This is a genomic window from Pseudohongiella spirulinae, from assembly GCF_001444425.1.
GTDB classification, from domain to species: domain Bacteria; phylum Pseudomonadota; class Gammaproteobacteria; order Pseudomonadales; family Pseudohongiellaceae; genus Pseudohongiella; species Pseudohongiella spirulinae.
In genome coordinates, this window is record NZ_CP013189.1 from 2,992,038 (window position 1) to 3,006,895 (window position 14,858).

Annotated in this window: 9 protein-coding genes and 1 tRNA gene; 9 read left to right on the forward strand and 1 reads right to left on the reverse strand. The window is 57.2% G+C overall.

Annotation, left to right across the window (positions count from 1 at the left end; all coding sequences use genetic code 11):
• The first annotated feature begins 95 nt into the window (after positions 1 to 95).
• Positions 96 to 2,315: a malate synthase G gene (locus PS2015_RS13810; RefSeq protein ID WP_058022775.1), complete on the forward strand. Its 2,220-nt coding sequence runs from the start codon at positions 96 to 98 to the stop codon at positions 2,313 to 2,315.
• A 21-nt stretch (positions 2,316 to 2,336) separates the two neighbouring features.
• Positions 2,337 to 3,935 carry an isocitrate lyase gene (locus PS2015_RS13815; protein ID WP_058022776.1) on the forward strand — a complete coding sequence of 533 codons (1,599 nt, stop codon included), beginning with the start codon at positions 2,337 to 2,339 and terminating at the stop codon, positions 3,933 to 3,935.
• A gap of 34 nt (positions 3,936 to 3,969) precedes the next feature.
• On the opposite strand, the gene PS2015_RS13820 is transcribed toward PS2015_RS13815, so the two are convergent.
• Positions 3,970 to 6,135: a hypothetical protein gene (locus PS2015_RS13820; RefSeq protein ID WP_156412752.1), complete on the reverse strand. Its 2,166-nt coding sequence runs from the start codon at positions 6,133 to 6,135 to the stop codon at positions 3,970 to 3,972.
• A 264-nt stretch (positions 6,136 to 6,399) separates the two neighbouring features.
• Here PS2015_RS13820 and PS2015_RS13825 point away from each other — a divergent pair, with 264 nt between their 5' ends.
• From PS2015_RS13825 to PS2015_RS13855, 7 genes are all read left to right on the forward strand, one after another.
• Complete coding sequence (locus PS2015_RS13825) at positions 6,400 to 7,953, forward strand: alanine/glycine:cation symporter family protein (RefSeq protein WP_058022778.1); 1,554 nt, start codon at positions 6,400 to 6,402, stop codon at positions 7,951 to 7,953.
• Between the two features lie 67 nt (positions 7,954 to 8,020).
• Positions 8,021 to 9,484 (forward strand): CehA/McbA family metallohydrolase domain-containing protein, encoded by a 1,464-nt coding sequence (locus tag PS2015_RS13830; protein ID WP_058022779.1) that lies wholly within the window; start codon positions 8,021 to 8,023, stop codon positions 9,482 to 9,484.
• A gap of 152 nt (positions 9,485 to 9,636) precedes the next feature.
• Positions 9,637 to 11,076 carry a high affinity choline transporter 1 gene (locus PS2015_RS13835; RefSeq protein WP_058022780.1) on the forward strand — a complete coding sequence of 480 codons (1,440 nt, stop codon included), beginning with the start codon at positions 9,637 to 9,639 and terminating at the stop codon, positions 11,074 to 11,076.
• Between the two features lie 118 nt (positions 11,077 to 11,194).
• Positions 11,195 to 12,736 carry a cytochrome-c peroxidase gene (locus PS2015_RS13840; protein WP_169792324.1) on the forward strand — a complete coding sequence of 514 codons (1,542 nt, stop codon included), beginning with the start codon at positions 11,195 to 11,197 and terminating at the stop codon, positions 12,734 to 12,736.
• Between the two features lie 18 nt (positions 12,737 to 12,754).
• Positions 12,755 to 12,831: transfer RNA gene (locus PS2015_RS13845), tRNA-Ile, on the forward strand.
• A 109-nt stretch (positions 12,832 to 12,940) separates the two neighbouring features.
• Positions 12,941 to 13,222, forward strand: a complete 282-nt coding sequence (locus tag PS2015_RS13850) for a hypothetical protein (protein ID WP_058022782.1) — start codon at positions 12,941 to 12,943, stop codon at positions 13,220 to 13,222.
• A 336-nt stretch (positions 13,223 to 13,558) separates the two neighbouring features.
• Positions 13,559 to 14,836 (forward strand): serine hydrolase domain-containing protein, encoded by a 1,278-nt coding sequence (locus PS2015_RS13855; RefSeq protein WP_058022783.1) that lies wholly within the window; start codon positions 13,559 to 13,561, stop codon positions 14,834 to 14,836.
• Positions 14,837 to 14,858 lie beyond the last annotated feature (22 nt).

The following is a 14,858-nucleotide window of genomic DNA, read 5'->3' on the forward strand; positions in this document are numbered from 1 at the left end:
TTTTGTAAAATTCACAATGTAAAATTCTGATTGTGAAATTCCATGCATTCATTCTATACACTACCCAGCATTCCAAGCAAGCCGGGAGACCAGACATGGAAAACACCGCACAAAAAAGCCGGATACAAGCACCAACCGCTCAGCTGTTTGTTGATCCGACGTTCCGACACTTCCTGGAACAGGAGGTTCTTCCGTTGACCACTTTGAATGCAGCGACATTCTGGGACGACCTGACTGACCTGGTTGCTGAGTTTGCACCGCGCAATCAGGCGCTGCTGCAACGACGGACTCAGTTGCAACAACAGATCGACAATTGGCACCGGGCCCAGCGCACCCTGCCTGCAGAACAACGTGCCGATAGCGACGAGTACGTCGATTTTCTGCGCAACATCGGCTATCTGCAGAACGAACCCGGTTCGGTAGAAATAGATCCGGAACCGGTCGACGAGGAAATTGCCCGGCTTTCCGGCCCGCAATTGGTTGTACCCATAAAGAACGCCCGCTTCGCCATCAATGCTGCCAATGCACGCTGGGGCAGCCTGTATGACGCACTCTACGGGTCGGATGTCATCCCCACACAGGGCAGTCTGTCGCCTGGTGAAGGTTACAACCCTGTTCGCGGCGCCGCAGTCATACGCTACGCCAAAGATTTTCTGGATGCCACATTCCCCTTGCGGGACGGCTCTCATCACGACGCTTGCCGTTACCTTGTCGCAGACGGCGAACTGCAGGTCAAACTGTGCGAGCGGCGCATCACAACCTTACGTAACCCCGCACAATGGGTCGGCTTCATTGGCGGACACGACAGCCTGCGCTCTGTGTTTCTGCAGAACAACGGCTTGCATGTCGAAATCCGAATCGACCGTAGCCGCAGCCCCGGCGCCGAAGATATCGCTGGAGTGCAGGACGTCATCGTGGAGTCAGCTCTGACCACCATCATGGACGGAGAGGACTCGGTTGCCGCCGTCGACACCGAAGACAAGCTGGAGGTGTATCGCAACTGGCTGGGCCTGATACATGGCACGCTCACAGCCAGCTTCAACAAGAACGGGACACGTCATATTCGCACACTGAACTGTGATCGGGTCATTACGGGGCGAGACGGGCAGCACCGAACTTTAAGAGGACGTTCGCTGATGATGATGCGCAACGTGGGCCTGCTGATGGATACGGAGTTGCTGCTCGACGCCCGGGGCAATAGGGTCCCGGAGGGCATTGTCGATGCAGTCGTGACTGCACTGATTGCATCGCTGGATGTACGCGGCTCTCACGCCGGACGCAATTCTCAATGCGGAAATATCTACGTCGTCAAACCCAAACTTCACGGGCCGGATGAAGTAGCGTTTACCGATGCTCTGATGGAGCGCGTCGAAGACTTGCTAAGGCTTCCGCGCCACACCATCAAGCTGGGCATTATGGACGAAGAACGACGCACATCTGTCAATCTGAAAGCCTGCCTGGCGCAAGCAGCTCAGCGTGTCGTGTTTATCAATACAGGATTTCTGGACCGCACCGGTGATGAAATTCACACCTGCATGCAAGCAGGTGCGTTCCTGCCCAAAGCAGAGATTAAGGGCAGCGACTGTATACGGGCCTATGAAAACTGCAATGTAGACACCGGCCTGGCCTGCGGTTTGCCCGGCAAGGGGCAGATCGGCAAAGGCATGTGGCCAAAGCCAGATAAAATGGCAGACATGATGCGCGAAAAATTGATGCATCCGCAGGCCGGGGCCAACACAGCCTGGGTACCTTCACCAACCGCAGCCACCCTGCACGCCCTGCATTATCATCAGGTAAACGTACGCGAACGACAGAAAAGTCTTTATAAAAGTCAGGTGTCCTGTTTAGAGAATATGCTGACACCTCCTCTACTGCCGGCCGGTCGACGTTTGTCAGAAGCAGAAATAGTCGCCGAACTGCAAAACAATGTTCAGGGTATTCTGGGATATGTCGTGCGCTGGATTAACCAGGGCATCGGCTGCTCTAAAGTACCGGATTTTAATCAGGTCGGACTGATGGAGGACCGCGCCACATTGCGCATCTCCAGTCAGCACATCGCCAACTGGCTGCTGCACGGACTGTGCAACAAAGAGCAGGTGCTGTCCATCATGACCCGCATGGCCGCGCTGGTCGACAAACAAAATCAGCACGATCCCGATTACCGCCCCATGACACCGCAACCCGAAAACAGCCTGCCCTTTCAGGCAGCCTGCGCGCTGATATTCGACGGCAATCAACAGCCTAACGGATACACCGAACCCGTACTGCACCATTACCGCAAGTTGGCCAAAAACCAGCAGACAGATATCAAGTAAACGGCAATTCAGGAGAACGCCATGATGAACTACCAGCAAGAAATGAAACAGAACACCAACCTGTTGGCATCACAAGGTGCCACCTGGAACTCACTGAATCCTGAATACATAACACGCATGCGCTTGCAGAACCGCTTTGCTACCGGCCTGGATATCGCACGCTACACAGCCGGTATCATGCGACGAGACATAGCAGCCTATGACCGCGACCCGACTGATTACACCCAGTCTCTGGGCTGCTGGCACGGTTTTATTGGTCAGCAGAAAATGATCTCCATAAAGAAGCACTTTGGCTCAACAAAGGGGCGTTATCTGTACCTGTCAGGCTGGATGATTGCCGCACTGCGCTCGGAGTTTGGCCCGCTGCCCGATCAGTCGATGCACGAGAAAACCGCTGTACCGGCCTTGATAGAGGAGCTGTACACATTCCTGCGGCAGGCCGATGCCCGCGAGCTGAACCACCTGTTCAAAGAGCTTGATGCGGCCAGAAAGCGCGGCGATCAGCTGGCCGAGCAAGCCGCTTTGCGCAAGATTGATAACTTTGAAACCCATGTAGTTCCCATCATTGCAGATATCGATGCCGGCTTCGGTAACGAAGAAGCGACCTACCTGCTGGCCCGGAAGATGATCGAGGCTGGCGCCTGCTGCATACAGATTGAGAACCAGGTGTCGGACGCCAAGCAGTGCGGTCATCAGGACGGCAAGGTCACCGTGCCACACGAGGACTTTCTGGCCAAGATAAACGCGGTGCGCTACGCGTTTCTGGAACTTGGCGTTGACGACGGCGTGATTGTGGCTCGAACCGACTCGCTGGGCGCTGGCCTGACCCAAAAAATCCCTGTGTCACAAACACCCGGCGACCTGGCTGATCAGTACAATGCCTTTATTGATGGCGATGTCATCAACTCGCTTGATGAACTCAAGTCGGGCGACATGGCGCTGCGACGTGGCGATGACTTCATCAAACCAACACGGCTGGCAAACGGCCTGGTAAGATTCAAGCCGGACAGCGGCGTAGATCGTGTCGTGCTGGACTGCATCACCTCCCTGCAGCACGGCGCTGACCTGCTGTGGATCGAAACCGAAAAACCGCACCTGGAGCAGATCGCCAGCATGGTCGCGCGTATTCGCGAGGTCGAGCCGACAGCCAAACTGGTGTACAACAACAGCCCGTCGTTCAACTGGACGTTGAATTTCCGTCAGCAGGTATTTGACGCCTGGCAACAGGAAGGCCGTGACCTCAGCAGCTATCAACGCGACCGTCTGATGGATGTCGGCTACGATCAGAGTGAACTGGCCCAGGAGGCGGACAGACGGATTCAGAATTTCCAGCGTGATGCGGCCACGCAGGCGGGTGTCTTCCACCACCTGATCACACTGCCGACCTACCATACTGCGGCACTGTCCACAGACGACCTGGCACAGGGGTATTTCGGCGAACAGGGCATGCTGGCCTACGTGCAGAAAGTACAGCGCCAGGAAATACGTCGCGGGCTGGCCTGCGTCAAACATCAGGACATGGCGGGCTCCAACATCGGTGATGACCACAAGGAGTACTTTGCCGGAGACAACGCACTGAAGGCGTCCGGCAAGGACAACACCATGAACCAGTTTGGCTGAGCGCTGGGGACGTAGACCGCCTCCGTCCCCAGCGTCATCTACCGGTGTGATCGTCACTCAGACAGGGACCATCACCACATACGTCAACTACGACCCCTTCTGATTTCATGAATTCTGACTTCTGACGTCGCGCAGCAACCGTGTTGCGCGGCGATTCATGAGGATCATTACCAACCGAGGTATCCGGCCCGCGATTGACTGTGGGCGGCAGCGGATTGCCACGGCCGGTCGACGGGTCGACATCACCGGAGTCCCAGATCATCAGCGCATGCCCCTGATGCGGGTACTGTTCAATAACCGGAATAGCAAAGTAGGGGTTGCTGTCGGTGGTCCGGCCCAGGCGCACGGTGGGTTCGTGAATGGCCGCGCCAATGGTGCGCGCCATGATTTCGGCACTCCAGTGTGTCACCTGATAGTCACCCAGGGCCACGTGTAACAGCACGCGCTTATCGGCAGGTGTATTGGGCAGATGTCGCCCCGCCAGGTGACTGAGATAGCCGTTGTTCTCTGCCCGGTCCCACAGCATTTGCATCAGTGCAAACACCAGTGAGCGATCCAGCTCATCCTGATAGGCTTCATACAGAATGAACCCAAAGCGGACATTGAAGTCACCGTAGCGCCTTAGCAACAGGCTGTAGTTGCTGCCCGGTACGCCCAGCACGCCTCGGTGAATGTTCGGTGCTGTGGCGATCAATGCACCGCCCAGGATGCCACCCTGGCTGTTGCCATCGTAAAAGACCTCAGCGGGGTCGTAAACCAGTGTATTTTCCGGTCCATGGCGGAAGGCCGGATGGGATGCAAAGCCATCCGGGTGTCGCAGCAATTCCGCCAGATACATGGCCGCCAGAATGCCCTGCTGGCTGCGATCAATCTGTTCGGGGAAACGGCTGATATCGGCCAGAATATGCTGCATGATACCAGCCATAAAGTCTGCGGTGGACATGCCTGACCAATCGGTGGCGCAGAACAGGATATTGTGTTCCACCTGCATGGCACGCACGTTACCGGCACGGAACTCACCGCCCGGCCCTTCGCCGAACAGCCCATGGCCGTATAGCGCCGCCCGGGCCGGTGTAACCGGCGAATCCGGGTCGTCAAAATCGGCGACAGCGCTCACCGGTACCTGACAACGAAATCGAGCGGTAAACACATCATTACCGTTCAGCACCACCGGCAACGCGTCAGGTGCATCGCTGGCGTAATTAAAGCGCGATCCGGGCACACCGCCAGGCAGGTTCAGATAATTCGGCACGTCAAAGGTGCCAGTTATCCCTCGGCTTAAACCTTCGCGCATATCACCCTGAATAATCGACCCGACTTCGGTAATGGTGAAACGCGGTGCACCTCCATTCAGCCGGTTGAAGGCATCGTCACGAATTGCCAGCAGCCGCCCGGTAAGCGAGGACTGACTGGCCACGGTGAAATCCCAGCTCAGCGTCAGCGAGTCGCGGGCGATACCTGTACTCTCCAGCGTCTCAAACAGCGATTGCATGGCAGGACGACGCTGTTCATGCAGGGCGTTGCCAGTGTCAGTACTGTCCCGGTACGCCCTGAACAGCGGTGAAGGCGCCAGCAGCGCACCATTTGCATCGCGGGCATTGCGGATCACCACAATATAACGCTCACCTTCACGGAGATTCTTTGCCGGCCGAATGATCAACGCCTGACCGTCTGCCGAGGTGGCATTGCTGTCCAGCTCCGCCCACAGCAATTGTCGCTCGCCACTGTCAGCGTGTATCAGCTGGATCGGTGCATCCGCGCGCAAGGACGGCGCCGGATCCGTAATCAGCGCGGCCCCCGTTTGCTGCAGATCAATGCCCGGCAGGTGCGCCAGAATCATCGCACCGGGTGAAAAGCCATCATTACGATTCCACTCCTGCACTTGGACCGGGCCACCAGGCGACTGCACACCACCCGGCGCACGAGCGTCCGCCGGCAGACTGACAGGCTGAGCAACCGGCATGGCATCTGCCGGCAAATTGATTCGCAGACCTGTCGCCGAACTGCTGTCAGCACGGGTAAAAAAATTGTTCGGGAATGGATACAGGCAGTGCGTCGGGACCAGGTCATCACAGGCGCCGGAACCACCACCTGAAGGCTGCGCTGACACCTGCGCCACCAGCGTCAAGGCAGCAGCACCCGCCAGCAGGCACAATATGCTCCGTATGCGACGCCGGTCCTTATCTATCAATGGTTTCATTATCTGTATCACCCTAACCCCCGCTTATTGTTATTGTTGCTACATCATATCCAGCCCCATGTTCTTGGCGACAATGCCACAAAGCATGCTACATTTAAAGCCGCTCAGGACGGGTGATGGCATGGGGGACGGGTGATGGCGCGGGGGACGGGGTGATGGCGCGGGGGACGTAGACCGTCTCTGTCCCTGGGGACAGAGACGGTCTACGTCCCCCGCGCCATCACCCCGTCCCCCGCGCCCCAACAATAAGAGAACAGTAACAACGTGCAAGAACTATTTGACCGCATCAACCAGTTTTTTGCCTTTATCGGCCCCATCTCGGATGCCGTCTGGGCTTTCCCCACACAGCTTGGCTGGTATGCAGCCATCCCGCTCCTGGGTCAATTATCCATGCCTGTCCTGCTGCTGGTGGGTATGGGTATCTGGTTCACCTGGCGAACCGCGCTGGTTCAGAAAATGGCCTTTTCGGTGGCCGTGCCTGTCATGCTGAATAAACACCAGAGCAGCGACGGCATCAGCTCCCTGGCAGCGTTTATGCTGGGACTGGCCATGCGTGCCGGACCGGGCAATATTGTTGGTGTCACCGGCGCCATCACCGTTGGCGGACCTGGCGCCCTGTTCTGGATGTGGGTGGCGGCGCTGTTTGGCATGTCGACGGCTTTTGTCGAGTCGGTACTGGCGCAGCTATTCAAGGAACGTAACAAGCACGATTTTGTGGGCGGCCTGCCGTTTTATGGACGACGGATCCTCGGTAACAGACGCTGGGTGGGTCTGTTTTTGTCTATCGCGTTTATCACCTACGCACTGTTCAACCTGCCGGCACAGACCTTCAATATTTTTACTGCTTTGGGCATGATGGTCGACAGTACAACCGGGCAGACTTCCGACCGGCAATCCGCCCTGTACGTTGGTATTGCCATCGTGCTGGTGTGCAGCTGCGCCTGGCTGATTTTTGGCGGTATCCGCCGAGTCACCGCCTATACCAATGTCCTGGTGCCGGTGATGGCCACCGCTTTCTGTGGTATTTCCCTGCTGGTCATCCTGATCAATTTCCCGCTGATCCCAAGCTTTTTCGCCATGGTTGTGCAGGGGGCTATCGCCCCGGATGCGCTGTTCGGCGGCGCCATGGGTGTTGCGCTGGCGGAGGGTGTACGCCGCGGACTGATGTCCAACGAAGCTGGCCAGGGCACCATCACCATGGCCGCCGCTGCCGCCGATAACACTCACCCTTGCGAGCAGGGATTTGTGCAAAGCCTGGGCGTGTTTATCGACACACTGGTGATCTGCACGCTCACCGGGTTTATCGTGGTACTGGCCCACCTGTGGAGCGATTCGGCCAGCAGTGCGGAGTGGGCAGCCGCCAGCGCCTCGCGTATCGGGACTTACATGGACTCTGTACAGGCCCTGCTGCCGGGCTCCATCAGCGCTGCCGTTGTGATCATTCTCAGCGCCTGCTATGCCCTGTTTGCCTTTACCACCCTACTGGGCATGATTTCCTTTGCGGAAATATCCGCAAACTTCATCTCCCGGGCACCGCACTTCATCAACAGCATCAGAATTCTGGGCGCCCTGGTATTTGTGCCCTTTGGCGCCATGACTGTGCTGGCCGGGCTGGAGCTGGGCAATCTGTGGGCCATTACCGATCTGACCAATATTGTGATGGTCTACCTGAACATTCCCATTCTGATGCTGGGCGCACCGCTGGTTTACAAAGCACTGGCTCACTACCGCCAGACCAGCGGCGGGCGATTTGTGTCGGCCGATGTGTTGGGGGTTGATACAGATTACTGGACTGACGATCAGCCAGTGCAAAAATAGTGTCATATTCGACTGCTAAGCTGCCGGTTATTTTATCAATTGCCACTGGTCTGCCGAGCATTACACTATGAATATCAAACGTGCGCTACCCGCCCTCACTGTCGTTGTCGGCATGGCATCCTTTCTTGTCATCAGCAGCAGCTACACAGCCAATAACCCGGCAAGCGGACCACAGTGGCTGGCCGGCGACCACCACGTTCACAGCCGCTACAGCGTGGGCTGGGACCGCGAGACAAATCCACCCACACCGATCCTGGCAGGCGACGCCATTTACCCGATTCCCATGAACACCTTGATGGGAAGACGCCACGGCCTGGACTGGATGGTCAGCACCGATCACGGCGGCCCCAATCATTCACGCATCAATCGCGACTTCGCCTACCCGGAACTGCTGGAAGCGCGCCAGGCGGTGCCCGACATGGTGTTGTTTTACGGCATGGAATTTGACACACCCGGCGCCGATCATTCCAGCATCATTGTCCCTTACTCGGAGCATGAGGCCGACAGCCTGTTTGAAATCGAGAGCCGCTTCGCCAAACGCGAACCCTGGCCCGCCGACGATAGCTGGGACACTGAGCCCAGGATGATCGAGGCACTGGAAGCCATGAAGGAGCTGCCACTGCCACCCATAGTCATCGCTCACCATCCGTCCAGATCTGCCACAGAGCTGGGCAACTACGGCTCCACGGAACCAGCCGAATTGCGCGCCTGGAATGATGCTGCCCCCAATATTGCAATTGGTATGGAAGGTTCACCCGGCCACCAGGCTGCCGCCCTGCGTCAACAACCCCTGACCACCGCCGAACAAAACGACAATAGCCAGGCTGCCCGCGGTGGCTATCGACGCTTCCCAACCATGGGCGGCTATGACCAGATGACCGCCGAGCTGGGCGGTTTCTGGGATTCCATGCTGGCAGAGGGTCGCCGCTGGTGGATTACTGCCAACTCCGACAGCCACGTGCACTGGCGCGAGGGCGGTTCAGATTTCTGGCCAGGGGAATACTCCAAGACCTACATTCTGGCGAACAAAAATCATCAGTCGATCATGGAATCCTTTCGCCAGGGTCGCATGTTTGTCACTACCGGTGATTTGATTTCGGAATTATGGGTGACGGTTGAAAGTGGCGACCAGGCAACGGATATTGGCGGCGCACTGAAGTTGCAGCGTGGCGATACCGTGGATGTGACTATCCGTTTTCGTCAGCCAGCCGCGCCCAACTTCAACGGTGATTCACCCCAGGTTCAGCGGGTAGACCTGATCGCCGGCCCGATGACAGGCAAGACAGACGATGCCCACACCAATACCAACCCCGGTACACAAGTGGTTGCCCGATTCCACGAGCAGGACTGGCGCCGGGACGGTGATTACCGAGAAATTTCCTACCGTTTTGACTCCGTGGATGCGCCCATGTACCTGCGGCTTCGGGGCACAAACACAGATGAACAGGAACCCGCTCTGGACGGCCCCGGCGAGAACCCCTGGCAGGATCTGTGGTTCTATTCCAACCCGATCTTCATCGAAATGAGGTAATCAGGCACTTTTTTACGGGCAAGCTCTTTTAATTCCGGAATTTTTGTTTATTATTCGCGCTTGGCGGCAACAGAGCCTGCACCCGCGGCAGGTGGTCACGACACGCCTTAAACTGACCTGTTTCCTTCAACCTGTATCACGAGGTTGCGCGTATGTTGCTTGCTCTGGTTGTTGTATATCTGCTTGTGTCAATTGGTATCGGTGTGGCGGCCTCCCGTAAGGTGCATTCCACCCGCGACTACATTACCGCCGGCCGCAGTCTGCCCATGTTCATGGTCATCGCCATGGTGTTTGCCACCTGGTTCGGCGCTGAGACTGTACTGGGCATTTCTGCCACCTTTCTGGATGAAGGCTTCCGGGGTCTGATTTCGGACCCGCTGGGTGCAGCTCTCTGCCTGGTGCTGTTTGGCCTGATCTTCGCGCTGCCCCTATATCGCATGCAGCTGCTGACGCTGGGTGACTTCTTTTACTACCGTTACAATAAACCAACGGAAATGATCCTGTCTTTGTGCATCATGCTCTCCTATCTGGGCTGGGTTTCAGCCCAGGTCACCGCACTGGGCCTGGTTTTCAACGTACTGACTGACGGCATGATCAGCATGACCGCCGGTATGATAATAGGCGCTGCCGTAGTAATGACTTACACACTGGTGGGTGGCATGTGGTCTGTGGCCGTCACCACCTGCGTTCAGATGGTCGTGATTGTGATAGGCCTGCTGCTGGTAACAGGCAGCGCCACCAATATGGCGGGCGGTGTAGGCCATGTGGTCGCCACCGCCTCTGCTGAAGGCAAGTTTGAGTGGCTGCCCACACTGGACCTGATTGACATGCTGGGCTGGATGGCCGCGCTGTTTACCCTGGCGCTGGGCTCTATCCCGCAGCAGGACGTGTTCCAACGCGTCAATACCTCCAAAAACGAGCGGGTTGCCGTCTGGGGCACCACCATCGGCGGCCTGTCCTACTTCTTCTTTGCGGCCATCCCGTTGTTGCTGGCCTACAGCGCCAGCATGATTGACCCGGAGATGACCGCCCGCCTGATGGAAGATGACACACAGCTGGTGCTGCCAACGTTTGTATTCGGCTACATGCCCTTCTGGCTGCAGGTGGTGTTCTTCGGCGCTCTGCTCTCGGTCATCATGAGTACCGCCTCCGGCACCCTGCTGGCGCCCTCAGTCACCTTTACTGAAAACATCCTGCGCAACTTCCTGCCAGATATGAGCGATAAACAATTGTTGCTTTACACCCGTCTGACCGTTTTTGTATTCACGATACTGGTGATCATCAACGCCACTGCGTCCAGCGGCAATATCCACCACATGGTGGAAAACGCCTATCGCATTACCCTGGCCGGCGTTTTTGTACCGCTGACCGCCGGCCTGTTCTGGCGCCGCGCCAGTAACTTCGGTTGCACATTGTCCATTGTGCTGGGACTGGGAAGCTGGCTGCTACTGGAATTCCTGTACCCGGACATTCCCTTTGAGCCTCAGTTTGTTGGCCTGGGCTTCAGCCTGCTGGGCATGATTGGCGGCTCGCTGGCACGCCCCAACCCATACCGGGACAATCATCGCGGCCTGGCCCAGCCGCGCGGCTGAACATCAAGCCGGCCCGTCAACTATGGCGGGCCGGGTTAAATCGATTTATATTGGCAGGATGTCAGATTCCACTCGCCAGCCATCGCAACCGGTCCGTTTTACATCACTGACGTGTCTGGTGCTGGCTGCAACGCTGTTGTGCAGCACGCAAGCCTATGCGGCTGACCCTGCAGAGCCCGCTTGGCGCTCCTTCCAGCATGCCCTGGGCGAAAAACCCGCGATTGGCAGCCATGCCGATCATACCCTCGCCAATTCAGTAACACGCCCGGTCCCCGAGATAAGCCTGCAGGGTGTCAACGTACATAAATTTCTGCTGGGCAACGACCTGTTCCACGAGCGGCGTCTGTCATCGGACAACACCAACGGCTGCGTTACTTGCCATGCCGGGCCAATCAGCGGCACCGACGGTCGCCCGGTATCCTTTGGAGTCGATCGTGCCCGCGGCAAATTCAATGCCCTGACCACCTTTAACGCTAACCTGAACTTTCGCCAGTTCTGGGACGGACGCTCCGTCACCCTGGCTGACCAGGCCATCGAACCCATCATCAGCGAACTGGAAATGGCCAACACCCTGGAAAACGCGCTGGCCATGCTGCTCTCCGATCAAAGCTATGTAAAATCGTTTAACGCCATCTATCCCGATGGTGTCAGTATCAACAATATGGCTGATGCCATGGCGCACTTCCAGACAGTCAGCTTCTCCGTCAATAACAGCCCCTTTCAGCGCCACCTGCGCGGCGAACCCGACCAGCTTGATGAACAGGCCCTGCGAGGCTGGCAGACCTTTCAGGACATTGGTTGCAGCAGCTGTCACAACGGCCTGAACCTGGGCGGCAACTCCTATCAGCGTCTGGGCACCATGCGCGCCTATTACCCGGAACAACGCGAAGCCTTGCCCGATGACGCGGGACTGGCGACACGCACCATGCGGGCCGAACACCTGTACATGGTCAAAGTACCCAACCTGCATAACATTGCCGCAACACTGCCCTACTTTCACGATGGCAGTGTGCGGCAACTGGAAGAGGCGGTTTCACTGATGGGCCGCTATCAACTGGGGCGCGAACTCAGCGCCGAGGACATCGCAGACATCACCGGGTTTCTCAAGTCACTGACCGGCCGCCCCGTTGGGCTGGAGCTCGGTAGCGAGATCAACCAACTGGGGCGCACAACAGAGCCCGTGCTGGAATCGCTGCCACCGGAACGGACGCACGAGCAGGCGTATAGCGCTGCGGCGGCGGCCATCGAGCCCTTGTTTGATAAGTTGCTGGCTGAGATGCAGCGCCTGGCGGCTGGCGACGTGCGGCATTTTGACTTCGTGCAGGCTCAGCATCTGGAACTGATCCGGCATGCACGTGCGCTGCAGTTTCCGCCCTCGTCGTCGAATAACGCGAAGCAAAGCTGTCTGCGCGCGGAATCAGAGGTGCTTTTGACCTCAGTGATGGCATTGGAATGGACAATCGCCAGTTATCTGCAGGCGCAGGCTATGATGGGCGTGCTCCAGGCCCATCTGGATACACCCGCGGCTGACTCTCCGGACCACGCCGAGATCGAGGACCTGCTGAATCGTTATGCAAATGTTGCAGACCAGAGTCTTGCCGCAACCGCCGATGCAGCAATCCGCGCCAGCGCTGGCAAGTTGCTTGATTGCGCTTTATAATCCGCGATCTGCGCAAGCGGGCCTATAGCTCAGTTGGTTAGAGCAGCGGACTCATAATCCGTTGGTCCCAGGTTCGAGTCCTGGTGGGCCCACCATTTTACCAATATGTTTCCGCCGTTAATTCGCCGTTAATCCGCCGTTAATATAGACTTTGTGACTGAAAACCAAAACTCTGTTTAGAGATCTCAGGCAGGGCATAAAAACATGGCCCGATATGCTATCGATATGGATAAGCTGCACGCCGTCCCGACGGACGCCGAAGGCTGGTTCTCCATGTCAGATATAGAAAACGTCTATCCTGGAGTTCCTCAGCGAACTATCCGCGACGCCCTCGTGCGCCTAAGTGATCAGATAGAGACCACCGGCGCCAAACGAGGTAAAAATACCGGCTGCGAGATAAACATTTCAAAGCTGGTATTGCTGAATCACGCACTGCATCGCCATGGGATAACATACAATTCAGCGGACCGGCATTGCGCGCACTGAATTACGTTCAGCAGCCCAAAACTCTCCGCCCTCCGGTTGAATACAACCCCGATCTGCTGTCCGGCTACGAACCCAACCAAACCCGCTATTTACCTCACGCAAGTGCTCAGCGGCTGGCAAGACTCGGGCTCATGATCTATTGCCCCCAGGTTCGAGTCCTGGTGGGATCACCAATCCAGCCGAAAACCTGGTAATCGGCACGATATCGCCATCCAGCTTCTCTGATGAAGTGGCCATATTCCCCGGAACGCTAATTTCGCTTTGTACGGTGCTCTGGCCTGTGTAACATGATGCTTCAACAACAATAAACCAAAAAGCGTCCCACTGGAGCACATCATGCAAACCAGCACCCATGCATTCAATTCCGCTTCACTTATTCGCACCACCTGTCTGACCGCACTCTTTATCTGCGCACTGCCGTTGACTGCCAGTGCTCAAAGCAACGGGTTCGACGAATCGCGGCTGGCACGCATCGATCAGGTATTACAGACCTATGTGGACAGCGGCGAGCTGGCGGGCGCCGTGGCACTGGTGCAACACAATGGCCGCACCGTTTATGAACACGCGGTTGGCTGGGCCGACAAAGAGTCCGGTCGTGCCATGAGCACAGACAGCATGTTCCGTATCGCTTCGCAGACCAAAGCCATGACCAGCGTGCTGATCCTGTCACTGATGGAAGAAGGCAAGCTCAACCTGAACGATCCGGTGAGTCGTTTTATTCCTGAGTACGCATCAACAACTGTCGCAGTGCAGTCTGGTGATGATGTGACGATCGTGCCCGCCAGGCGCCAGATCACCCTGTTTGACCTGTTAACCCACACTGCCGGCATCTCGTATGGCACGCAGGCTCATATTGCCGAGCTTTATCGCGCAGAAGGGCTTGGCACGCAGGCCGGCAATGGCTGGTATACGGCGGACAAAGATGAACCGGTATGCACAACCATGGAGCGCCTTGCCGGTCTGCCTTTTATCAGCCAACCCGGTGAAGCGTGGGTCTACGGTTACAACACTGACGTATTGGGCTGTGTTGCCGAGCGCGCATCGGGCATGGCGCTGGATGAACTGATGCGCACACGCATCACCGAGCCACTGCAAATGAATGACACCTACTTTTTCGTGCCGGAGCAAAAACAGGAACGCCTGGTAGCGGTCTATGCCAGTGACGCCGATGGTAAGGCAGTTCGCGCGGCAGAAGGCGCGCGTGGTCAGGGCAGCTACACAGATGGTCCGCGCCGCAATTTTGCTGGCGGCGCGGGGCTTGTGTCTACCGCACACGACTACGCTCGTTTTCTCGAGATGATTCGCAGCGGCGGGACTGCCTTCGGCGTAAAGATTTTGTCACCACGCGCGGTGGCATTGATGACCACCAATCAAATTGGCGATCGGATGCCCAGCAGCGGCCGTGGTTTTGGCCTGGGTTTTGAAACAACGGATCGCTATGGGGCAAACGGTATGGACTCAGTGGGCGCCTTCGGCTGGGGTGGCGCTTATGGGTCGATGTATCGGGTTGATCCGACTTCCGGCATCAGTATTCTGCTGATGATCAACCAACTACCGCTGGCCAGCGACATCCGGACCAAATACCCGACGATGGTGTACCAGGCCCTGGAGTAAGAACGCACAGATTGGCCAGCCG

What these genes read in the sequence shown, in the direction of transcription:
- PS2015_RS13810 (WP_058022775.1), top strand. Translation starts at nt 96, where the DNA reads ATGGAAAACACCGCACAAAAAAGCCGGATACAAGCACCAACCGCTCAG.
- PS2015_RS13815 (WP_058022776.1), top strand. Translation starts at nt 2,337, where the DNA reads ATGATGAACTACCAGCAAGAAATGAAACAGAACACCAACCTGTTGGCA.
- PS2015_RS13820 (WP_156412752.1), bottom strand. Translation starts at nt 6,135, where the DNA reads ATGAAACCATTGATAGATAAGGACCGGCGTCGCATACGGAGCATATTG.
- PS2015_RS13830 (WP_058022779.1), top strand. Translation starts at nt 8,021, where the DNA reads ATGAATATCAAACGTGCGCTACCCGCCCTCACTGTCGTTGTCGGCATG.
- PS2015_RS13835 (WP_058022780.1), top strand. Translation starts at nt 9,637, where the DNA reads ATGTTGCTTGCTCTGGTTGTTGTATATCTGCTTGTGTCAATTGGTATC.
- PS2015_RS13850 (WP_058022782.1), top strand. Translation starts at nt 12,941, where the DNA reads ATGGCCCGATATGCTATCGATATGGATAAGCTGCACGCCGTCCCGACG.
- PS2015_RS13855 (WP_058022783.1), top strand. Translation starts at nt 13,559, where the DNA reads ATGCAAACCAGCACCCATGCATTCAATTCCGCTTCACTTATTCGCACC.